We start from the raw sequence: 22,166 nt of genomic DNA, 5'->3' as shown, positions 1-22,166 counted from the left end.
CACTAGACGAAGTCATACCCGTGGGGCTCGGCGGGAAACACCGCGGCCTGATCGACCCCGGCGAGTCCCGTGTCGAACAACCCGGCCGACACGCCATGGTAGCCGCCCGCGTGGTGGTCGAAATCGGCGGCGATCGGCTTGGTGTCGATGACCGGCGGCTTGATGGTCGGCTGCACGGTCACCACCGGCGGCGGCGTGACCACCGAGGGCGGGTCGATGTCGACGGTGGGCACCTTGGTCGGCACCGGCTGGGTCGGCACGCTCACGGTGGGGTTGGTCACCGTCGGATCCGGCACGTCGACGGTGGGCGCGGTGGACGGCGTCCCGCCGCCGGTCGTGCCACCCGGAGTCGTACCGCCGCCGGTGGAACCGCCCGGCGTCGTGCCACCTGGCGTGGTGCCGCCACCGGTGGAACCGCCCGGTGTGGTGATGTCGTCGTCACCGGGACGGGTCGGCTTCACCGGTCCGGTGCCGGTTCCCGCGGTCGGCGGCGTGGTGACGTGCGGCGTGCTGACGTCGGGCACCGAGGCGGTGGGCTTCGGCAGGTCCGGCAGTTTCACCGTGGTCGGCGTCTCGATGTCGGCGGTCGGCAGCTTCGAGGGCGGCGTCACCGTGGCGGGCGACGGGCTCGAGCTCGTCCCGCCTCCCGAGACGTCGGGCACCACAACGGGTTTGGTGGTCGGCGTGAGTGGCGCGAACAGCGACGGCGCGGTGGCCGCAGGTGCCGTCAGCGGCGAGGCGGCGCCGGTCGCACCACCGAAGACGTTGGCGATCGGGGTCGAGGCCGCGTCGGGCTGGATCGTGGTCTGCAGGGGCGTGCTGACCACCGGGTTGAGCGCGACCGGGGCCGGAGCGGCGGGCGCGACCGGAGCCGGCGCCGGGGCGACCGGGGCGGGCGGAGCCGGTGCCGCCGGGGCGGGCGCGGGGGCCGGAGCGTGCGACAGCGGGGCCGCGGGCGCTGCGCCGGGCAGCGCGGGCGCGGCGGCGCCGGGCAGCGGGGTGGCGCCGGTCGACGGGGCCGCCGGGCCACCGGGCAGCGGAGCACCGGTCGAGGGCGCCCCGGTGCTGCCGGGCAGGCCGACACCCGAGGACGACGAGCCCGGCAGGCTCGGCCCGGTCGGCGAGCTCATTCCGCCGCCGTCGGCCCCGCCGGGGACCTTGATGCCGTCCCCGAGCCACTTGCCGTAGTCGTCGAGCTGATCTCCGACCTGGCCCACCTGGCCGGTCACCTTCATCTGCGAGGTGAACCACACACCGTCGAGGCCGACGTGCGCGTCGACCTGCCACTCGGTGTTCACCATGGCGCCGAAACCGTCGAACATGTCGCCGATGCCGTCGAACGGCCCGTCCCCCGGCTGGGCGGACACCGAATCGTTGGGACCGCCGATCCCGCCGAAGCCGGGCAGCCCCCCGGCGTGGCCGGGCAGCGCGTCATAGCCGGGGATACCGATCCCCTGGCCAGGGAGTCCGTCGAACCCGGGGATGCCCATCCCCGGGCCGGGCAGGCCGAGGCCGGGGCCGCCGGGCAGGCCGAACGGGTTGTCGTCGTCGAGGCCGAGGCCCGGCTTGGTCGGCGCGGGCGTGTAGGACGGGATGCCGAAGCTGGTGGAGGTCTCCCCGGAGCCGGGGATCCGCATCTCGGTGTCGCCGTCGGAGCCGGGAATCTCGGGGCGCCAGCCGGATTGGGCCTCGGTGGAGCGCCCGACCATCGTCACCTCGGGCTCGGCGGGCGGCCGGGCGCCGAACGGGGCGTGCGGCGCGGCGGGCGCGGGGGCGGCGGGCTCGGGCAGGTCGGTCAGGTCGGGGAAGGTCATGACCGGGCTCGGCGCGTCCGGGCTCGGGTCGCCGGACACCGTCTGCGTCGACCAGCCCGCGTAGCGGCTGTCGGCGTTGCTGGTGCCGGGCGTGGTCTCGGGCGCGGTGCCGTTCGCGGCGACCAGTGCGCCACCGGTGACATAGGCACCCGCACGGGCGACCCGGGCGACACCGTTGGCTACGCGGTAGGCCGTATCGGACCCTTCCGCGCGCGCGGCATCGTCATCGAGAGGCAGATCACGCGTCATCAATGCTCCAACATTCGCTCACTGTCGGCCCCCCACCACGTTCGAGCGAAGTGAAGATCATCCAACACTGTAGGCACCCACTTTATGGCGAGCAACGAATTTCGGCGACCCGATGGAATCGGGGGGCCGCGATCCCAAGAGAACTCTAACGATTGCTCAACAGAGGCTGAAGATCGGCTGCTTAGCGTCGGTTTCGCCGATCGAGCCGATCGGCGCAAACCCTGTGAGGAGACCCACCATGATCCGATCGACCACCCGTCGCCGGCTCGCCGCCGTTCTCGGCGGCACCGCCCTGTTCACCGTCGCGGTCGCCGGTGTCGCCGCGGCCCATCCCGTCGATCAGGGCGACCGCACGCTGGTCCTGTGCGGTGCGCCCGGCGAACCCGCGGGGCCGGGCCCGCGCATTCACATCGAGCGCGGCGAACTCGGTGACGGCGGCCACTTCGAGCGCACCCGACCCATCGCACCGGGCGAGCCCGCGCTCGGCTTGCCCGCCGAAGCGGTCGAGCCGGGCCAGTGCGTGCGGATCGACCCCGACGGCGAGCGCACCCTGCTCCCCGCGCCGGACGGCCCCGTCGTCATCGCCCCGAGCCGTCCGCGCTGACCAGGGCCGACAGGTGAACCGCACTAGGGTGGGCGCATGACCGGACAGCAGATCTTGGTCGTCGACGACGAGGTCCGCGTGCTCGCGTCGCTGCGGCGCGGCCTCGAACTCTCCGGCTTCGACGTCCTCACCGCGAGCGACGGAGCCGCCGCGCTCACCCTGGTGCGTTCGGCCACGCCCGACGCCATGGTGCTCGATGTGAACATGCCCGAGCTCGACGGTGTCGGCGTGGTCACCGCGCTGCGGGCGATGGGCGACGACATCCCCATCTGTGTGCTCAGCGCCCGCAGCGCGGTGTCGGACCGGATCGCGGCGCTCGAACGCGGCGCCGACGACTACCTCACCAAGCCGTTCGACCTCGGCGAGCTGGTCGCTCGGTTGCGCGCGCTGCTGCGCCGCAGGGCCGCAACCGCTGCGCCACAGGGCAAGACGGTGCGGGTGGGCGAGGTGGTGATCGATCCGGCCGCGCACCGGGTGCACGCGCGCGGACGACAGGTCGAGCTCACCAAGCGCGAGTTCGAGCTGCTGGCGCTGCTCGCCGAAAACGTCGACATCGTGCTGGGCCGCGAGCAGATCCTGTCCGCCGTCTGGGGTTACGACTTCGCCACCGACACCAACGTGGTCGACGTGTTCGTCTCCTATCTGCGGCGCAAACTCGAAGCCGACGGGGCGGCCCGGGTCGTGCACACCGTGCGCGGTGTCGGATTCGTCCTGCGGGACCGTCCGTGAGGCGCGGTTCGTTGTCGCTGCGGACGCGGGTGGCCCTCGTCTCGGCGGCGGTCGCCGCGCTGGTCGCGGTCACCCTCGGCCTCACCTACGCGGCGCTGCTCAAAGTGGCGGGTGACCGCCAGCTCGACCAGACGGTGTCCACCATGCGGGTGCTCGCGGTACCGGGCGGGGACAGCGCGCCCGCGCTCCCGCTGCCCGCGCCGGCGCGCCCACTCCCCGATCTCCCGGAGCGGCCGCGGCCCGGCACCACCGTCGTCGATCCCGAACTGGCGCCGGTGCTCGGGGCGCCCGGTCTGGTCGTCCGGCTCGATCCCGATCGGGAACGGGTCGAGGCCGCCGTCACCCGCAGTCAGCTGATCGGTCTCGGCATCGGCGTCGCCGGTGTCCTCGGCGCGGCCGGATTGGGTTGGGTGCTGGCCGGTTTCGCGGCGCGACCGCTGCGCAGGCTGGCCACCGCCACGCACGAGATCGACACCCTGGACCAGCTGCCGCCGCTGTCCGGCCGGGGCGTGCGCGAGGCCGAGGACCTCTCCGACGCGATCACCCGGATGCTGGCGCGGCTCGAGACCGCGCACGGCGAGACCAGCCGGGCACTGGCCGGCGCCCGCGATTTCGCGGCCGTCTGCGCGCACGAACTGCGCACTCCGCTCACCGCCATGCGCACCGATCTGCAGGTCCTCGCCGGCGCCGAGCTGCCCGCCGACCAGCGCGGGGCCGTGCTCGCCGATGTGCTGGCCGCGCAGGGTCAGATCGAGCGCACGCTCGACGATCTGGAGCGCCTCGCCGTCGGCGAGCTCACCGATCGCGGCGCGTTCGAACCGTTCGAGTTGTGCGAGACGCTCGATCGGGCCGTCCAGAACGCCCGCCGGGCACGGCCCGGCGTCGACATCAGCCTCACGGCCTGCGAACCCGTCCCGATGACGGGCCTGCCCGGCGGCATCCTGCTGATCGTCGGCAATGCCGTCGCCAACGCGGTCCTGCACGGGCACGCCACCGAGATCGCGGTCGCCGCGCGCGCCGACGACGGCGGCATCACCATCACCATCGACGACAACGGCACCGGAGTCCCGGAACACCTGTCCCCCACCGCGTTCGACCGGTTCGCCAAAAGTCCCGGTTCACCCGGTTCCGGGCTCGGCCTCGCCCTCGTGCGACAACAGGCCGAATTGCACGGCGGCACGGCCGAACTCACCGAGAGCCCGCTCGGCGGGACGCGCCTGCTGGTGCGCGTCGCCGCCGAACCGGACTGAGCTACTTGCCCTTCGGCTTGTCCGAGGCGGCATCGGAGGACAGCGCGGCCACGAAGGCCTCCTGCGGCACGTCGACCCGGCCGATGGTCTTCATGCGCTTCTTGCCCTCCTTCTGCTTCTCGAGCAGCTTGCGCTTACGGCTGATGTCACCGCCGTAGCACTTGGCGAGCACGTCCTTGCGGATGGCGCGGATGTTCTCGCGGGCGATGATCTTCGAGCCGATCGCGGCCTGGATGGGCACCTCGAACTGCTGACGCGGAATGAGTTCGCGCAGCTTGGTGGTCATCTTGTTGCCGTAGGCCTGGGCGGCGTCCTTGTGCACGATGGCACTGAACGCGTCGACAGCCTCGCCCTGGAGCAGGATGTCGACCTTCACCAGCGCGGACGACTGCTCGCCCGCCTCCTCGTAGTCGAGCGAGGCGTAGCCGCGGGTGCGCGACTTCAGCGAGTCGAAGAAGTCGAAGATGATCTCGGCCATCGGCAGCGTGTAGCGCATCTCCACACGGGTCTCCGACAGATAGTCCATGCCGAGCAACTCGCCGCGGCGGCTCTGGCACAGCTCCATGATGGTGCCGACGAACTCGCTCGGCGCGATCACCGTGCACTTGGTGATCGGCTCGAAGGTCTGGCGCACCTTGCCCTCGGGCCAGTAGGACGGGTTGGTGACGACGTGCTCGGCGCCGTCCTCCATGACCACGCGGTAGATCACGTTCGGCGCGGTCGAGATGAGGTCGAGGCCGAACTCGCGCTGCAGCCGCTCGCGGGTGATCTCCATGTGCAGCAGACCGAGGAAGCCGCAGCGGAAACCGAAACCGAGCGCCACCGAGGTCTCGGGCACGTAGGTCAGGGCGGCGTCGTTGAGCTGCAGCTTGTCCAGCGCGTCACGCAGGTCCGGGTAGTCGGAGCCGTCGACCGGGTACAGGCCCGAGTAGACCATCGGCCGCGGTTCCTGATAGCCGGCCAGCGCCGAGGCCGCGCCGTCGCGGGCGGAGGTGACGGTGTCACCGACCTTGGACTGGCGCACGTCCTTCACGCCGGTGATCAGGTAACCCACCTCGCCGACGCCGAGACCCTGCGTGGGCTTGGGTTCGGGCGAGACGATGCCGATCTCGAGCAGCTCGTGCTGCGCGCCGGTGGACATCATCTTGATCTTCTGGCGCGGGGTGAGCTTGCCGTCGACCACACGCACGTAGGTGACCACGCCGCGGTAGGTGTCGTAGACCGAGTCGAAGATCAGCGCGCGGGCAGGCGCGTCGGCGTCGCCGACCGGCGGCGGGACCTCGGCGATCACCTTGTCGAGCAGCGCGTCGACGCCGACACCGGTCTTACCCGAGACCCGCAGCACGTCGTCGGGCTCGCAGCCGACGATGTGCGCGATCTCGGCGGCGTAGCGGTCCGGGTCGGCGGCGGGCAGGTCGATCTTGTTCAGCACCGGGATGATCACGAGGTCGCGTTCCATCGCCAGGTACAGGTTCGCCAGCGTCTGCGCCTCGATGCCCTGGGCGGCGTCGACCAGCAGGATCGCACCCTCACACGCCTCGAGCGCACGCGACACCTCGTAGGTGAAGTCGACGTGGCCCGGCGTGTCGATCATGTGCAGGACGAACTCCTCGCCGTCGACACTCCACGGCAGGCGCACGTTCTGGGCCTTGATGGTGATGCCGCGCTCGCGCTCGATGTCCATCCGGTCCAGGTACTGGGCACGCATCGCCCGCTCCTCGACCACACCGGTGAGCTGCAGCATCCGGTCGGCCAGGGTCGATTTGCCATGGTCGATGTGCGCGATGATGCAGAAGTTCCGGATCCGGGACGGATCGGTGAACGTCGTATCGGCAAAACTGGAAGCCACTCCACTCCTCGAGGGGTATCGGCGAACTGGGTCCATCGTCCCATGGCCGGATCCGCGGCTCTGTCACCGGTGCACCGAAGCGCCGCGCACCGTTATATTTCAGGGATGGCCAGCAGTTGGAACACTCTCGGCAAGCAACTCGGCGTCATCGCCAAGGAGCAGGGGCCGAAGATCGTGCGCAAGCAGGGCCCGAGGCTGCTCGAGAAACTGGTGGGGGCGCTGGCGGCCAAGCCCGAACCCACCGTCGCGGTCCGTCCGACCGCCTCGACGCCGGTACCGACGGCCCACCGCGCCCGGCAGATCGTCTACTGCCCGCAACTCGACGGACGCGCCGATCCCGGGGAGATCGTGTGGACCTGGGTGCCGTTCGAGGAGGACCCCACCAACGGCAAGGACCGGCCGGTGCTGGTCGTCGGGCGCGATCGCAAGACCCTGCTCGGGCTGATGCTGTCGTCCAAAGCCGAACGCGCGCACGACCGCAACTGGGTCGGGATCGGGTCGGGCCCGTGGGACCACGACGGACGCCCCAGCTGGGTGCGGCTGGACCGGGTGCTCGACGTGCCGGAGGACGGTATCCGGCGCGAGGGCGCGATCGTCGAGCGCAAGACCTTCGACCTGGTCGCGCACCGGTTGGTCGCCGAATACCAGTGGAGCTGAACAGCACGGAACCCCGATCCGGCGCGGGCCGGGTCGGGGTTCCGTCGTCGCGGGTCTAGCTCAGCACGTCCCTGGACCGGCCGAAGATCAGGCCGTAGACCAGCGCACCGAGCACGCCGCCGATCAGCGGGAACACCACGAACGCCCACACCTGCCCCATCGCGCCGTCCTGATAGGGCGCCACGCCCAGGCTGCGGGCGGGGTTGACCGAGGTGTTGTCGACCGGGATCGAGACGAGGTGGATCACCGCGTAGGTGACGCCGATCGACAGTCCGGCCAGCGGGACGTCGGAGATCTGGTCGGTGGAGGCCAGCACCACGAAGACCAGCAGTCCGGTGAGCATCACCTCGATGATGATCATCGCGGCCATGCCGTACCCGTTCTGTACGACCACCTCGCCGAGCGGGCCGGTCACCGCCGCCGGGCTGTGCGCGCCCCAGCCGTTGGCACCGAGCCCGTCCACCGGGCGGTCGTAGGCGGGCAGGTTCTTCGCCAGCGCGAACAGCACCAGTCCCGCCAGGAAGGCGCCGACGAGCTGCGCGATCACGTAGCCGGCCGCGGCGACCGCGGAGATGCGCCCGAGCAACAACTGGCCGAGGGTGACCGCCGGATTCACATGGCAGCCCGAGATCGGGCCGATCGCGTAGACGAGGAACACCAGCGACAGCCCGAAGGCCAGGGCGATACCGAGCGCGCCGACCCGATCCCCGGCGAGCACCGCGGTGCCCACACCACAGATCACGAGAATGAACGTGCCCAACCCCTCGGCCGCCCACTTCTTGGGCTCGGGGACGACTTCGGGTTCGACGAGTTCCTGTGCAGTGGGCGACATCGGCTACCACCTCTCCGAGAGGATTCATCCCCGCGGCGAGCGGGGTCCGCACGAGCGAAATGGACATTACGCGAGGCGGGTCACCTCTACAACGACCTCGAGGTCTGTCGAGCCACCGCCCGAGAACACCCCCTTCAGTGGTGGTACATCCGCGTAATCGCGCCCGACGCCGACGGACACGTGCTGCTCGTTGACGGCGAGATTGTTGGTCGGGTCGTACCCCCACCACTGCCCCGTCCACGCCTCGATCCAGGCGTGGGACTGCCCGGCGACCGTCTCCCCGATCTCCGCGCCCGGTTTCGGATGCAGGTATCCGGAGACATAGCGACTCGGAATACCCATGCTGCGCAACAACACCAGCGTCAGATGCGCGTAGTCCTGGCACACCCCGCGCCGCTCCGCGAACGCCTCGAGCGCCGAGGTGTGCACCGAGGTGGTGCCCGCGATGTAGTCCATCTCCTTGTGCACCCATTCGGCCGCGCGCACCACCGCCTTGGCGGGCTCCTCGCCCCGGGAGAGCTGGCGGGCGATGGTGGCGAGCTTGCGGTCACGCGGCACGTACGCGGTGGGGCTGAGCATTTCGTCGAACCGGTCGACGATCCGGCCGCCGCGCAGCTCCTCCCAGCCGGCTTCGCCCGGCGGTTCGGCGAACGGCTCGGTCTCCACCACCGAGGACCCGGTCACCTCCAATTCGGTGTGCGGTGCGTGCAGGTCGAACGCGGTGACCGCGGTGCCCCAGTAGTCGGTGTAGCGATACGACCTGGTGGCAGGGACGGTTTCGACGCGATTGAGGATCACGTTCTGCCTGCTGTCCGCGCGCGGCGTGAGCCTGGCCTCGTTGAACGAGCGCGTCACCGGCGCGTCGTAGACATATCCGGTGGTGTGCACCACCCTGATCCGCCAGCTCACAGTTCCCCCTCCACCTGGACGCGCACGTCCGAGCTGCTGCGCACATCGGTCCACGCCACCCACGGCGCGGCGTGGAAATACTGGCGCGACACGGCCTCGCTCACCTCGCGGCACGACTTCTGCAGCGCGAGCAGGCGGCTCTGCAGGTCCTCCAGCAGCACGCCGGGCGGGAGGAACTCGAGTTCGCTGCGGGCCCGGCCGAGCACCCGCTGTGCCTCGTGCCTGGCGCCGACGCGGCTGCCGGGCCGCTGGTCGAGTTCGGTCAGGCAGTCCTCGGCGACGCGCAGGGTGTGGAACACCGAGCGCGGGAAGAGCCGGTCGATCAGGATGAATTCGGCGACCCTGGCCGCATCCAGCGCGCCGCGGTGGGTGCGCAGGTAGGTGTCGTGGGCGCCCGCCGAGCGCAGCACGGTCACCCAGGCGGGCGAGGAGGTGCGGTCGCCCGCGCGCGAGAGCAGCAGCCGCACCATCATGTCCACGCGCTCGATGGACCGGCCGAGCAGCAGGAACCGGTAGCCGTCGTCGCGCGAGAGGGTGGAGTCGGTCAGGCCGGTGAACATCGCGGCCCGGTCCTTGATGTAGGAGAAGAACTCGTGCGGGCCGAGCCCACGCGCGGCCTTCTCCGCCGCGGCGAGCCCGTTGTAGGTGGCGTTGAGGCACTCCCACATCTCGCTGGAGGTGACTTCGCGTGCGCCGCGGGCGTTCTCGCGCGCCTTGCCGATGGAGTCGCTGATGGAGACGCCGTGATCGTGGCTGAAGGCGACCAGATCCGTCACCGACCACACGTCCAGGCGCAGGCCGTCGGGTGGTTCGATGCCGAGCACCTTCAGCAGGACCCGGGAGGTGCGGTCGGCGTCGACGGTGGCGTCCTCGAGCAGCTGGTGCACGGCGACGTCGAGAATGCGCGCGGTGTCGTCGGCGCGCTCGACGTATCGGCCGATCCAGTAGAGGGATTCGGCGTTGCGAGCAAGCATGTGTTCAGTCCCCGATCAGCCGCTGCGTCTGTTGTTGTTGCTGCTGTTGCTGATTCGCCTGCGGGGCGCTGAGCTCGCGACCGAGCTCGAACGAGTCGGCCTGCGGCGGGTCGCTCACCAGCTCCGGTCCGGCCAGCTCCCGGTCGACCGGGCCCGAACGTCCGGCCAGCACCCAGGTGTCCTTGCTGCCGCCGCCCTGACTGGAGTTCACCACCAGCGAGCCCTCCGGGAGCGCCACCCGCGTCAGCCCGCCGGGTAACACCCAGATGTCGTCACCGTCGTTGACCGCGAAGGGCCGCAGGTCCACGTGGCGCGGCACGAGCTCGTTGCCGATCTTGGTCGGCACGGTCGACAACTGCACCACCGGCTGCGCGATCCAGCCCCGCGGATCGGCCTTGACCTTGCGCCGGACCGCCTCCAGCTCGCGCGGCGTCGCGTCGGGGCCGATCACGATGCCGTACCCGCCCGAGCCCTCGACCGGTTTGACCACCAGTTCGGCGACGCGGTCGAGCACTTCCTCGCGTTCGTCGTCGAGCCAGCAGCGGAAGGTGTCGACATTGGGCAGGATCGGCTTCTCGCCGAGGTAGTACTCGATGATCGTCGGCACGTAGGTGTAGATGAGCTTGTCGTCGCCGACCCCGTTGCCCACCGCGCTCGAGATCACCACATTGCCCGCGCGGGCGGCGTTGAGCACCCCGGCCACGCCGAGCACGGAGTCCGGCCGGAAGTGCATGGGGTCGAGGAAGGTGTCGTCGATGCGCCGGTAGATCACGTCGACCTGCCGTTCGCCTGCGGTCGTGCGCATGTAGACGACATTGTCGCGGCAGAACAGGTCGCGGCCCTCGACCAGCTCCACCCCCATCTGCCTGGCCAGCAGCGAATGCTCGAAATAGGCCGAGTTGTGCACCCCGGGGGTGAGCACGACCACGGTCGGATCGGCCTCGTTGGGCGCCGCGGAGGCACGCAGGGCGCGCAGCAGGTGGCCGGGATAGTCGCCGACCGCCCGCACCCGGTGCGAGGAGAACAGGTCGGGGAAGACCCGCGCCATCGTGCGCCGGTTCTCCATCACATAGGACACCCCGGAGGGCGAGCGCAGGTTGTCCTCCAGCACCCGGAAGTCGCCGCGTTCGTCGCGCACCAGGTCGATGCCGGAGACGTGGATGCGCACCCCGTTCGGCGGGACCAGCCCGGCGGCCTCGCGATGGAAGTGTTCACACGAGGTGACCAGCCGCTTGGGTATCACCTGATCGCGCAGGATGTTCTGCTCGCCGTACACGTCGGCCAGGAACAGCTCCAGCGCGGTGACCCGCTGCTTGATGCCGCGTTCGAGCTTGGTCCACTCCGCGGCCGCGATGACCCGCGGCACCAGGTCCAACGGGAAGGGCCGCTCCTGTCCCGAGAGCGAGAAGGTGATGCCCTGGTCGATGAAGGCCCGGTCCAGCGCGTCGGAGCGTTTGGCCAGGTCGTCGACGTCGTTGGCCGCCATCGCGGCGTGAATGCCCTTGTACGGGGCGCGGACCCGGCCCGCCGCGTCGAACATCTCGTCGAACGCCTCGGCGAAGCGGCCTGGGCCGTAGCCCTCGAACAGGCCGGTGTGGGTGGTCGTGGCATGCCCGTTCGTTCTCACCAACGCCGGTGACGCGGATCGAGCCGTACCCGGCGCTGTGGTGGAGGTCATGGGAAAAACTGTGCATCACCCAGGGGTTGGGTCGTGTGAGACACAGGTAAATTTCTCGCATCACCTGAAACGGGTGAAATTCGGCGGCGCGACCGCGCCGTCGTCCGATGCCCGATTTCGTCGCTCGGTGCCGAGCTGGTAACCTCGATCTTCGGCGCGGTGTTACCCGTAGTTCAGCACCATCTGCTGCATCGTGGGCGCGCGCCCGACGAGCTTTCAAGACATACCACCCAGCGACAGGAAACCAGAGGATACAGGCGTGGCCAACATCAAGTCCCAGATGAAGCGGATCCGTACCAACGAGGCGGCGCGCAAGCGCAACCAGTCGGTCAAGTCCGCGCTGCGCACCGCGATCCGCAACTTCCGTGAAGCTGCCGCCAGCGGTGACAAGGAAAAGGCTGCCGAGCAGCTGCAGTTCGCGAGCCGCAAGCTCGACAAGGCCGCGTCCAAGGGCGTCATCCACGCCAACCAGGCGGCCAACAAGAAGTCCGCGCTCGCGCTGGCTCTGAACAAGATCTGATCGGAGCGGGCCTGGTACCCGCTCAGCACGACTTCGCAAGACGCAGCCGCCGTGGCCTCGATGACCACGGCGGCTTTTGTCGTCGGCTACCATTCCGCGCATGTTGACGGTGTACGCGAATCAGACGGTGGTACGAGGCGACGACCTGGCCGAGGTGATCCGCGCCGCGGAGATCCTGGGGATCGGCCTCAAGATCGAGAACGTGATGGTGCCCGACGAGGACGGCGGTCTCGCTGCCGCGTGGATCGTCACCCGCGAGGACGAGGTCCCGCTCTACGACGAGTGGGAAGGCCGCTACGAGGACGGCGAGGACGACGACGAGCAGCTGTCCCTCGTCGGCGAGTAGTCAGTTCACGCAGGGAACCTGCCCGGAGGTGAGATCGGTGCGCACCGGCCTGCCCGCGTCCGGGGTTCCCGAGGGCGGCGCACTCGCGCCGGTGCTGCTGGTCGTCGGACGGCCCGTGGAGTACGCGCGGGAGGTCGGCACCGGCAGGCCGAAGGCCGTGGCGACCTCCCGGCGGATCGCCGTCCGGTCGATGATGTTCACGTCCTGACCGTTGATCACGTCGTAGCGCAGGATCGGCAGGGTCCGGAATTCGATCTGCGGATCCTCGGCGCGACCGAGCGTGCGGACGAATTCGGTCATGTTCCAGCCGTCGGAGAGCACGATGTTGCGGTGGGCCACGGCCATGAGCGCGTTCAGCCTGCCCGGATCGGTGAGTGTGCCCGCGCCGCGCAGTTGCCGGGCCACCGAGGTGAGGAACGCCTGCTGCCGGTGGGTGCGGTCCAGATCGCCGTGTTCCAGCCCGTGCCGCTGCCGCACGAAGGCCAGCGCCTGCGCGGGGTCGAGGCGCTGGCGGCCCGCGGGGAAATCGGCGCCGGAGAACTCGAGATCGCGCACCGGGTTGTTCAGGCACACCTCCACCCCGCCCAGCGCGGCGGCCAGATCGTAGAAGCCGGCGAGGGTCACCTCCGCGAACCGGTCGATCGGCACCCCGGTGAGGTCCCGCACGGCCTTGACGGTGGAGGCCCGGCCTGCCTCCCTGCCCGCCTGTTCCAGCGGGCGCGGATCGGTTTCGCCGCGCGCGATCAGCTGGTCCTGCACGGCCTGCTTCTTCAGCCCGTAGGTCTCCTTGATCTTGGCGTGGGTGTAGCCGGGGATACCGGTGACGGGGACGTAGTTGTCGCGCGGGATCGAGACCGCGACGATTCTGTCCATGGCGGCCGGGATGTGCACCAGGATCAGCGTATTGGCGTTGTATCCGCCCTCGTCGCCGTCGCCGGCGTGCAGTTGGTCGAGCACCTCGCGCGGCAGTTCCTCGCCGTTCTGGTCGCGGCGGGTGTCGAGGCCGATCAGCAGGATGTTCAGGTCACCCCCGAGGGAATGCGGTGCGTCGTCCTCCAGTGCCCGTGATCGCGAGAAGCCGGTGTCGAAACTGCCCGCGGTCGACCATCCGTAGGCGGTCACCGCCACCACCGCTGCGGACAATCCCGCCGCGACCCCCCTGCCGATCCCTCGCACCCACCGGCCCACGCCTGACCCGGTGCGTCGGCCCCGCCCGCGCACCGCATCCCGGCCACCGCCCGGCTCGTCCATGTCATGATCAACTCTGCCAGGAGTGATAGCCGTCGGATATCGCGATCGGGTTTCGATTCGGCGGCGCGTAGGACCCCGACGACGGGGACCGCGTCAGGGGCCGTGCGGCGTGGGCAGGGTGGCGGTCAATTCGCGGCGCGCAGGTCCAGGATGCGGGACAGGGCGTGTTCGACGGCGTAGGTGGCGTCGGCGGCGCCGCCCTTGACGTCGGCGTTGAGGGTGGCCACGACCTGGAGTGCGGTGCCGATGGTGGCGGGGTTCCAGCCGCGGGCTTGCGCCTGGGCCTTCTTGACCTTCCAGGGCGGCATGCCGAGTTGCTGGGCGAGCTTGAACGGGTCGCCGCGGCCCGCCGAGCCGACGCGGGCGATGGTGTGCACCGAGTCGGCGAGGGCATCGGCCAGCAGCACGTGCGGGACGCCGCGGTCGGTGGCCCAGCGCAGCGCCTCCATCGCGGCGGGACGATCACCGGCCACCGCGAGTTCGGCGACGTCGAAGCCGGTCACCTCGGCCCGGCCGGAGTAGTAGCGGCGCACCGCGTTCGCGTCGACCTTGCCGCCGGTGTCGGCCACCAACTGGGAACAGGCCGCTGCCAGTTCGCGCAGTTCGGAACCGACCGACTCGATCAGGATCTGGACCACGTCGGCCGGGACCTTCACCCCGACGGCGCGGAACTCGGCGCGCACGAACTCCATCCGTTCGGCGGCCTTGGTGAGCTTGGCGCACTCGTGGACCACGGCACCCTGTTTCTGCAGCGCGGGAGCCAGCGCTTTCGCCCGGCCACCGCCGGAGTGCAGCACCAGCAGCACCACGCCCGCGGGCGGGTCGGCCGCCGCCTCGGTGATGACGGCGACGGCGTCCTTGCCCGCCTCGGCGGCCGATTCGAGCACGATCACCCGGTCCTCGGCGAACAGTGACGGACTCAGCAGCTCGGCGAGTTCGGCCGTGCTCGCATCGCCCGCGCGCAACCGGTCGACCGGCACCGCCTCCGGATCGGGCGCGCCGGCACGCACCTGACCGATCACCTGCGCGACCGCGCGTTCGACCAGCAGCTCCTCGTCACCGAGAACCAGATGCACCGGGGCAGGGCTTTCGCTCACCAGGCGATCCTACGTTCGCGCGCCGACAGACCCGCGGAGCGCGTGCCGGTTCCGTGTTCGCAGTGGTGAACCAGCGGTGGCCCGGTTCCCGCCTGCCCGTCGTTGTCGTGACCTCCCGTCCTTCGACAATGCACACGGGGCCTTCGTCGACGCCCATCCGGACGGCATCGAAGGTTCGTGGCCGCACCGGGGATGCCGCCGTCGGGACGTGACGGTTCGCAGGTCGGCGGCGGTGCCGAACACGATCACGTCGCCGTGCCGGTCGGTGCGCGCGACGGTGGCGCCCAGCGCGTCCAGTGCGGTCGTGATGGCGGGGTGGGGGTGACCGAAGGTATTGTCCGCTCCCGCGCTGATCAGGGCGAGCCGCGGATGGACCGCGCGGAGGAATGCCGGAGTGGTGGTCCGGGATCCGTGGTGCGGAATCTTGAGGATGTCGGCGCGGAGGTCCTGGTCGAGGAGCCGCGTCTGGGCCGCTTCCTCGATGTCACCGGTGAACAGGATCGTGCCGACGCCCGTCCGCGCTCGCAGTACCAGTGACCGGTCGTTGGCTCCGTCCAAGGCGAACGAGGACGGAGCGTCACCGCTGGGCCCCAACACCGCCAATTCCACCGCACCGAAGTGCAATTCGAGTCCTGCGTGAAGCTCGATCAGCGGAATCCGCTCGGACTCCGCGAGATCGACCACTCGCTCTACCCCACCGGAATCCTCTCGGTGCCCGTGCCGGTGCAGCGCGGTCTCCGATTCGAAGCCCGACTCCGTTCCAGTCTCTGCGCCGCCATGGCACGCATCGCGCCGCACCTCGGTCCGTGTTCCGGCGGCGTACACCACGGCGTCGTACGGGCTGGTGAAACCGACCCGCGACGCCGCGTCGTCGGCCGGTGCCAACGGTCTCGCGGTTCGGGTTGGGACAACGCCCGGCTGAGTCTGCGCAGGGTCCTCAGCCGGCGTGCTGTCGTTCGTTATCGGTGAGGCCGCCGCGGCCGGGCGTGGCACCGGCGCGGTGATTCCGGCGGCCCTCGGCGCGATGCGCGCGGCGACGTCGGCGGCCGGGCGTGGCACCGGGGCGGTGCTTCCAGCGGCCGTCGGCGCGATGCGCGCGGCGACGTCGGCGGCCGGGAGTGGGCGCACGGTGTCCGACACGGGCGGGGGCGGTGGGGCGGGATGGTTCGGGGAAGGTGCTGTCGGTGTTGCGGGGCAGGTCGGGGTGCCGCCGCTGGTCCTGAGTTCGCCTGGGGCGGTGGCGATGGCGTCGGCGGTGCGGCCGCGGACGGCGCCCGCGAGTCCGTCGATGTGGTCGGCGTGGGGGTGGGTGAGGACGAGCAGGGGGATGGTGTCGATGCGCAGGCGGTCCAGGCAGCGGCGCATGGCGCGCGGGTCGGGGCCGGTGTCGATGACGACCGCGGCGCCGGGACCGACGGACAGAGCCAGTCCGTCGCCTTGACCGACATCGCACATGGCGAGGATCCAGCCGTCGGGTGGCCACCCCGGATGCCACAGCCGAACCGGCACAAGGACTATCGCGACGCCGAGCACGCCGACGGCCAGCAGCCGCCGCGTCTTCGCCCAGCGCAACGCCGCCACCACGACGATCACGACGGCGGTGGCGACGAGTCCCGCACCGACACCGGACGGCACCGTCAGCGAGGCACCGGGGATCGCCGCCATCCGATCGGCCACCGAGAGCAACCACCACAGGGGCGGCCGCGCGCACCACAGCACCGGGACCGCCGCGGCACTCCACAGGCAGGCGACGACCGCACCCACCGCACCGAGCACCGTGATCACGCCGACCACCGGCGCGACGAGGCCGTTCGCGACGATCGCCACCAGACTCACCCGCCCGGACAGCCCGACCATGAGCGGCAGGGTGACGACGAACGCGCCCGCCGAGACCGCCACGATCTCCGCCGGTGCCCGCCACCACCCGCGAGCGCGCAGCCAGTCGGCCCAGCTCGGCGCCAGCAGGATCAGCCCGGCCGTCGCCAGCACCGAGAGCGCGAACCCGGCGCTCACCGCCAATCGCGGTGCCACAGCGAGCAATCCGATCACCGCAGCACCCAAAGCGGGGAGGGCCTGTTTGCGGCGACCGGTGAGCAGCGCCAACACGGTGACCGAACCCATCGCGGCGGCGCGCAGAACACTCGGGTCGGGCCGTGCGAGAACGATGAACACCACGACCACACCGGCGGCGGCCGCCGCGCTGGCCCGGGGACCAGCCGTGAGCAGGCGGGTCAAGGCCAGCAGCGCCGTCAGCAGGATGGTGAAGTTCGCACCGCTCACCACGCACAGATGCTGCAACCCCGCTGTTTCGAACGAGTCACGTACCTCGTCGGAGAGGGCGGACGTGTCCCCGACCACGAGAGCGGGCAGCAGGCCCGCCGCATCGGGTGGCAGTGCGCGCGCCGCGGCGGCGGCGAGATCGGCACGTATCCCCGCGGCCACCCGCTGCCACCACGGGGGTTCGCCGTGGCGGGCCGGGTCGGCCAGGGCGTTCAGGGTGGCCACGGTGAGATCCGCGCGGTGCGGCTCGCTCACCCGCGCGCGGAACCGGATGACCTGTCCCGGAGTCAGCTCCGCCCACGCATCACCGCTCGCGAGGACGACGATCGCGCCGCCCGCACTGGTCGTCGCGGTCCCGCTCCCGAACTCGCGCAGCCCCGCGTGCACGATCCATCGGCGCTGGCCACCGAATCCGCCCGCACGCATCGGTTTCGGGTCGTCGGTGACAGCCGCCAGCACGGTCACCGACTGCCCGAACGACTCCCGCAAGGGATGCGCCCCCACATGATGCTCCCGCCAGGCGCCCGCGGCCGCGAACCCGGCCGACAACACCATCGTCGCCAGCCCCGCGACCGCGACCACCCGCCACCGCTCCCGCTCGTGCGCGACCGCCCACAACACCACCGCCCACAGACCGAGCGCGAGCACCACCGCGCCGGCCGCGAGCACCACGCCGGCGACCCATCCCATCGACACCGCGACGATCGTCGCCATCCAACAGCCCACCGCCGCGGGCACCAGCCGCATGTCGAGAACCTGCCGCTGCCCCTCCACGCGCTCGTCTTCGCGCACCGCCCTCATCCGTCGACCGGCCCGGCATCCGCGGCGACCCCGCCCGCTCCGTGACGCCCGAGAACCGACATCAGGCCGAAGCACCCGAATTCCACACTGCTGTACGAGTGTTCGACGCAGTCCGGATAGCAAGGGAGGAACTTCCTCGCGGCCGCGCCGGGTCCGCTGTCAGCCGCGCCACCAGTCACGACGCCGATGTGGTCGGCATCGTCCGCGAAATCGGCTGTCCTGTCGATACCGCGCTCCCGCTCGGCGGGTCGTCCCCGCGGTGCCGCGGTCACGTCGTGACCAGGTCGCGAAGCCGGGCGAGGCGTGCTGGACCGATGCCGTCGACTTCGCCGAGCTGGGTGACATCGGTGAACTTGCCGTTGGTCGATCGCCAGGTGAGGATCGCCTTCGCGGTCACGGGGCCGACGCCGGGGAGTGCGTCGAGTTCGGCCTCTGTCGCCGTATTCAGATTGACGCGCTTAGCATCCTGCGCCGCACCGGTTTTCGAAGGCGTGGCGCTGGTGTCGCCCGCCGCGCCGCCGACGTTCGCCGGGCGGGGTGTGCTGCCGCCCGCGCTGATCATGCTGCTGCCGAGGCGCGGGACGGGCGACCCGGGGTCGGTCGCACCGATGACGACCTGATCGCCGTCGGCCAGGCGCTGGGCCAGGTTGAGACCGGCCAGGTCGGCGCCGTCGCGGGCGCCGCCGGCGAGGTCGATCGCGTCGGCGATCCGGGCGCCGGCGGGGAGCCGGTGCAGGCCGGGACGTTCGACCAGACCCATCACGCTGACAACGACTTCCGAGCTCGTGGCCGGTGCCGAACCACCGGCCGCCGCGACGGTGGTGGCCGGCTCACCGCGGGCGGCGATGGGTTCCGCGCGGACCACCGGCACCGGCGGCACGGACTGCTGGGTCGGCTGGTCGCGCAGCACCAGCACGCCCGTGAACACCACCGCGACCACCCCTACGAGCGCCAGGACTAAAGCACCCGGTCGCCCCGGGTCGACGCGTGCCGCCCGGAACCGCTCGGGTACCAAGCGTTGCAGCCCGCGCGGCCCGCCTCCGGTATCGAGCCAGCCGGGCGATTGCACCTCCCCCGGCGGGAGTTCCTCGTCGTCCCAACGTCCTTCGGTATCGCGGCCGCCGCGCGCCCCGGCGCGATCCGGCCCACTACGCATCGACCCCGACCCGGCTTGGTCGCGTACCGCGAGACCACCCAGCCGCTGCCGTACCCGCTCGTGCTCTTCGTGTCGTGACATGCCACCGAAGCTACGACCCGCACCCACCGCGAAACCGCAGGCGACCTGCGGTTCGATCGAACCTGTGGACAACACCTAGCCTGTGGACAACTGCCGGTCAGGCACACCAACGAATCCCGAGTGTGTTCGCTCGCTCGCTTACGGTGCGCCCATGCCCAATGCCATCGACACCCGGAGTTCCACTGTCACCACGAACCGCCCCCGCGGAATCCTCGCCGCGTGCATCGCCCGACGACACTCCGCCGCACCGCTTCGTGGACGCTCACCGCGCCCCGACGAGCCCGACATCCGCGTGCTCGTGCAATTCACTTCCGTCCGCATGGAATTCGTGGCGTGCCGGACCGCGGCCCTCGCCTTCGTCCAGGACATCGCGGCCAAGAGACCGTGCTCGGTCGCCGTCGATTCCCGACCGTGCCACGGGCTGCCCCGCCTGCCCAACGAGCGCCTGTACCTCCTGCCGTGAACGACGACAACAGATCGACCACAGCTGATCGAATACCGTGCGCCCCTGGCCCGCGACCGCCTACGAATGGCCGCATGGACCTGCGCCGTCGCTTCCTCGACTTCGCCCACCGCGAGGCACGCGGCAATTCGCCGTGCTACGAACAGCGGGCCGCCGACATCGCCGACGACGACACCGTGCTCGCCTTGATCGGCCAGCTCCCCACCGGCAAACAGCAGCCGAATCTGATCCTGGCCGCCGCGCGGGTGCACGGCGCGACCGCGGAGACCTATGGCGAATTCCGGGAACAGCTGCTCGCCCGCTGGCCCGCGATCGCCGCGACGGCGGCGAGCAGACGCACCCAGACGAACGAAGCCGGGCGCTCGGCGACGTTGTTGCCCGTGTTCGCCCGGTTCCCCGGACCCCTGTCACTGATCGAAGCCGGTGCGTCGGCGGGGCTGTGCCTGTTTCCTGACCGGCTGAGCTATCGCTACGGGGACGTCCTCGTGGATCCCGTCGACGGCCCGGCACCGGTGCGATTGTCGTGCGAGGTCTCCGGGCCGGCGCCGATCCCCACACGACCGCCGGAGGTGGTCCACCGGGCGGGCGTAGACCTGAACCCGCTGGACATGGCCGATGCCCGGGATCGCGAGTGGCTGGAAGCGCTCGTCTGGCCCGGACAGCACGACCGGATCGCCAGACTGCGCGCGGTCGCCGCGATCGCGGCCGCGGACCCGCCGCACCTGGTGACGGGGGACCTGACCGACCGGATCGGCGAACTGGTCGCGGCCGCGCCCAGCGACAGCACGGTCGTCGTGTTCCACAGCGCGGTACTCACCTACCTGCCGCTGCCGGCGCGGCAGAAGTTCGTCACGACCGTACGGGAGCTGCCGTGTCATTGGGTCTCGCAGGAAGGTGTGGGCATTCTCCCCGAGTTCGCCGATCGGCTACCGCGCGACGAGACGACCGCCGCGCGGATGGTGGTCGCGGTGGACGGGGAGCCGGTGGCGTACGCCGGGCCACACGGTCAGTTCCTGGACTGGTTCGGCCCGGCGTGACGCCACGGGGTTCAGAGGCGGCGCATGACCGAGACGACTCTGCCGAGGATGGTGGCCTCGTCACCGTCGATGACGGAGTACGCGGGGTTGCGTGGCTCCAGCAGAACATGGCCGTTGCGGCGGCGGAAGACCTTCACGGTGGCTTCCTCGCCGATCATGGCGGCCACGATGTCACCGGTGTTCGCCTCGCGCTGACTGCGGACGATCACGAGGTCGCCGTCGCAGATGGCGGCGTCGATCATCGAGTCACCGCGCACGCGCAGGCCGAAAACCTCACCGCGGCCGACGAGTTCGCGGGGCAGGGTGAGCAGGTCGTCGGGGTTCTGCTCGGCCAGGATCGGGGTGCCCGCCGCGATGTCGCCGACCACCGGCACGGTGACCGAGGCCTCGGACTGCACGCCCGGGGTGTCTCGGAGGAACAGCCGCACATCGATCGGGCGGGTCATCGCGGCGCCGCGGCGCAGGAATCCGTCCTCCTCCAACGCTTTCAGATGCTTGGAGACCGTCGACGTGGACCGCAGGCCGACAGCGTCGGCGATCTCCCTGGCGCTGGGCGGATAGCCGTGCGCGAGCACCGAATCCCGGATCACCGCGAGAATGTGTTGCCTGCGCGGCGGCAGGTGCGAGGTGTCGGGAAAGTCGAAGTCGTCGTAACCGGTCACCGGGGCATCGTAGAGCCAGCGGGCGTCAGGGTGTCGGCGCAGGTTCCCGGCGCGTCAGCGACGTCCACGCGGCGCGCCTGCTCACGCGCATCCGCCGGGGACGACGAGGACACCGAGCGCGCCGACACCGAGATGCACGCCCAGCGTGGGACCGAACTCGGTGACGTGCAGTTCCTCGACATCCGGAACCTGTTCGCGCAGTTGGGCGGCGATGTTCTCCGCCGCCTCGGCGGCGCCCAGGTGCTGCACACCCAGCGCCGCGCCCTCGCCCCCGGCGGCGTCCACGGCCGCGGCGACCAGCTTCGCGTAAGCCCGCGACCTGGTGCGCACCTTCTCGCGCAATTCCAGCTTGCCCTCGACCAGGTGCAGCAGTGGTTTCGTCACCAGTTCACTGCCGAAGAAGGCCGCGGCGCTGCTCAACCGGCCGCCCTTGCGCAACTGTTCGGTGCGGTTCACCAGGATGAAGGTGCGCGCGCGAGCCGCCGCGGCCACCGCGCGCTCGTAGACCGCGTCCAGCGCCTCGCCCGCCCTGGCCCGGCGCGCCGCGGCGAGCACCGGCAGGCCGGTGGCCAAGCCGGCGCCCAGCGAATCCACCAGGCGCACACGGTCTTCCGCGCCCATGTCGCGCACCGCCTGGCGACCGGACTCCCAGGTCGCCGACAGCGTGCGCGAGAGGTGGATGGCGACGACGCCGTCACCGTCGCTGTGCCTCAGCGCCCGCTCGTAGGCCTCGCGAAGTTCACCGGGCGAGGCCGCCGAGGTGCTGACGGAGTCGGTCGAGTAGTCGATCTCGATGGGATCGACGCCTTCCCGGATCTGCCGATCACCGACGAGCACGTGCAACGGCACCACTTCGATACCGAGCTCGGCGACGACATCGGCCGACAGCCCGGACGCCGAATCGGTGACCACCACAACGGCCACGGA

At 70.8% G+C, this 22,166-nt stretch carries 20 protein-coding genes; 8 read left to right on the top strand and 12 right to left on the bottom strand.

Features of this window, described 5'->3' with window-relative positions:
- Positions 1–2: 2 nt before the first annotated feature.
- Positions 3–2,063, bottom strand: a complete 2,061-nt coding sequence (locus tag AB0H56_RS07690) for a hypothetical protein (RefSeq protein WP_357158763.1) — start codon at positions 2,061–2,063, stop codon at positions 3–5.
- 238 nt (positions 2,064–2,301) lie between these two features.
- Between AB0H56_RS07690 and AB0H56_RS07685 the strand changes: the two genes are divergently transcribed.
- The 3 genes from AB0H56_RS07685 to AB0H56_RS07675 are packed head-to-tail and all read left to right on the top strand — an operon-like array spanning position 2,302 to position 4,646.
- Positions 2,302–2,667, top strand: a complete 366-nt coding sequence (locus tag AB0H56_RS07685; protein ID WP_357158760.1) for a hypothetical protein — start codon at positions 2,302–2,304, stop codon at positions 2,665–2,667.
- Positions 2,668–2,703: 36 nt separating this feature from the next.
- Positions 2,704–3,396 (top strand): response regulator transcription factor, encoded by a 693-nt coding sequence (locus AB0H56_RS07680; RefSeq protein ID WP_357158757.1) that lies wholly within the window; start codon positions 2,704–2,706, stop codon positions 3,394–3,396.
- Positions 3,397–3,407: 11 nt separating this feature from the next.
- Positions 3,408–4,646, top strand: coding sequence for a HAMP domain-containing sensor histidine kinase (locus AB0H56_RS07675; protein ID WP_357158754.1), 1,239 nt, complete (start codon positions 3,408–3,410; stop codon positions 4,644–4,646).
- A gap of 1 nt (position 4,647) precedes the next feature.
- Here the strand turns inward: AB0H56_RS07675 and lepA are convergent, their stop codons facing one another.
- Positions 4,648–6,531: a translation elongation factor 4 gene (gene lepA / locus AB0H56_RS07670; RefSeq protein WP_357158751.1), complete on the bottom strand. Its 1,884-nt coding sequence runs from the start codon at positions 6,529–6,531 to the stop codon at positions 4,648–4,650.
- Between the two features lie 69 nt (positions 6,532–6,600).
- On the opposite strand from lepA, the gene AB0H56_RS07665 reads away from it, so the two are divergent.
- A complete protein-coding gene (locus tag AB0H56_RS07665) occupies positions 6,601–7,152 on the top strand; it encodes a type II toxin-antitoxin system PemK/MazF family toxin (protein WP_357158748.1) in 552 nt (183 codons plus the stop codon).
- A gap of 55 nt (positions 7,153–7,207) precedes the next feature.
- On the opposite strand, the gene AB0H56_RS07660 is transcribed toward AB0H56_RS07665, so the two are convergent.
- The 4 genes from AB0H56_RS07660 to AB0H56_RS07645 all read right to left on the bottom strand — a co-directional run bounded on the left by AB0H56_RS07660 (position 7,208) and on the right by AB0H56_RS07645 (position 11,407).
- The gene (locus AB0H56_RS07660) at positions 7,208–7,984 is read right to left on the bottom strand and encodes an aquaporin (RefSeq protein WP_357158745.1); all 777 of its coding nucleotides are present in this window, start codon (positions 7,982–7,984) and stop codon (positions 7,208–7,210) included.
- A gap of 66 nt (positions 7,985–8,050) precedes the next feature.
- Positions 8,051–8,893: a transglutaminase family protein gene (locus AB0H56_RS07655; protein ID WP_357158742.1), complete on the bottom strand. Its 843-nt coding sequence runs from the start codon at positions 8,891–8,893 to the stop codon at positions 8,051–8,053.
- Positions 8,890–9,867, bottom strand: coding sequence for an alpha-E domain-containing protein (locus AB0H56_RS07650; protein WP_357158739.1), 978 nt, complete (start codon positions 9,865–9,867; stop codon positions 8,890–8,892). The genes AB0H56_RS07655 and AB0H56_RS07650 overlap by 4 nt, the downstream gene beginning before the upstream one ends.
- A gap of 4 nt (positions 9,868–9,871) precedes the next feature.
- Complete coding sequence (locus AB0H56_RS07645) at positions 9,872–11,407, bottom strand: circularly permuted type 2 ATP-grasp protein (RefSeq protein WP_357159189.1); 1,536 nt, start codon at positions 11,405–11,407, stop codon at positions 9,872–9,874.
- 397 nt (positions 11,408–11,804) lie between these two features.
- Here AB0H56_RS07645 and rpsT point away from each other — a divergent pair, with 397 nt between their 5' ends.
- Together rpsT and AB0H56_RS07635 are read left to right on the top strand one after the other, a co-directional pair.
- The gene (gene rpsT, locus AB0H56_RS07640) at positions 11,805–12,065 is read left to right on the top strand and encodes a 30S ribosomal protein S20 (protein ID WP_019045815.1); all 261 of its coding nucleotides are present in this window, start codon (positions 11,805–11,807) and stop codon (positions 12,063–12,065) included.
- A 100-nt stretch (positions 12,066–12,165) separates the two neighbouring features.
- Complete coding sequence (locus AB0H56_RS07635) at positions 12,166–12,411, top strand: hypothetical protein (protein WP_110039535.1); 246 nt, start codon at positions 12,166–12,168, stop codon at positions 12,409–12,411.
- On the opposite strand, the gene AB0H56_RS07630 is transcribed toward AB0H56_RS07635, so the two are convergent.
- The 4 genes from AB0H56_RS07630 to AB0H56_RS07615 all read right to left on the bottom strand — a co-directional run bounded on the left by AB0H56_RS07630 (position 12,412) and on the right by AB0H56_RS07615 (position 19,077).
- A complete protein-coding gene (locus tag AB0H56_RS07630; RefSeq protein WP_357158735.1) occupies positions 12,412–13,554 on the bottom strand; it encodes an LCP family protein in 1,143 nt (380 codons plus the stop codon).
- Between the two features lie 233 nt (positions 13,555–13,787).
- The gene (gene holA / locus AB0H56_RS07625; protein WP_357158732.1) at positions 13,788–14,759 is read right to left on the bottom strand and encodes a DNA polymerase III subunit delta; all 972 of its coding nucleotides are present in this window, start codon (positions 14,757–14,759) and stop codon (positions 13,788–13,790) included.
- 9 nt (positions 14,760–14,768) lie between these two features.
- Positions 14,769–17,831, bottom strand: coding sequence for a ComEC/Rec2 family competence protein (locus AB0H56_RS07620; RefSeq protein WP_357158729.1), 3,063 nt, complete (start codon positions 17,829–17,831; stop codon positions 14,769–14,771).
- A 277-nt stretch (positions 17,832–18,108) separates the two neighbouring features.
- On the bottom strand, positions 18,109–19,077 hold the full coding sequence (locus AB0H56_RS07615; protein ID WP_357158726.1) for a ComEA family DNA-binding protein: 969 nt from the start codon (positions 19,075–19,077) through the stop codon (positions 18,109–18,111).
- A gap of 151 nt (positions 19,078–19,228) precedes the next feature.
- Here AB0H56_RS07615 and AB0H56_RS07610 point away from each other — a divergent pair, with 151 nt between their 5' ends.
- Both AB0H56_RS07610 and AB0H56_RS07605 read left to right on the top strand, forming a co-directional pair.
- A complete protein-coding gene (locus AB0H56_RS07610) occupies positions 19,229–19,540 on the top strand; it encodes a hypothetical protein (RefSeq protein WP_357158723.1) in 312 nt (103 codons plus the stop codon).
- Between the two features lie 74 nt (positions 19,541–19,614).
- On the top strand, positions 19,615–20,577 hold the full coding sequence (locus AB0H56_RS07605; protein ID WP_357158720.1) for a DUF2332 domain-containing protein: 963 nt from the start codon (positions 19,615–19,617) through the stop codon (positions 20,575–20,577).
- A gap of 11 nt (positions 20,578–20,588) precedes the next feature.
- On the opposite strand, the gene lexA is transcribed toward AB0H56_RS07605, so the two are convergent.
- Positions 20,589–21,239: a transcriptional repressor LexA gene (gene lexA, locus AB0H56_RS07600; protein ID WP_357158717.1), complete on the bottom strand. Its 651-nt coding sequence runs from the start codon at positions 21,237–21,239 to the stop codon at positions 20,589–20,591.
- An 81-nt stretch (positions 21,240–21,320) separates the two neighbouring features.
- Positions 21,321–22,163 carry a DegV family protein gene (locus tag AB0H56_RS07595; RefSeq protein ID WP_357158715.1) on the bottom strand — a complete coding sequence of 281 codons (843 nt, stop codon included), beginning with the start codon at positions 22,161–22,163 and terminating at the stop codon, positions 21,321–21,323.
- Positions 22,164–22,166 lie beyond the last annotated feature (3 nt).

This window comes from Nocardia sp. NPDC050717, assembly GCF_040654275.1.
Lineage (GTDB): Bacteria > Actinomycetota > Actinomycetes > Mycobacteriales > Mycobacteriaceae > Nocardia.
This window is presented reverse-complemented; position numbering and strand designations above follow the sequence as displayed.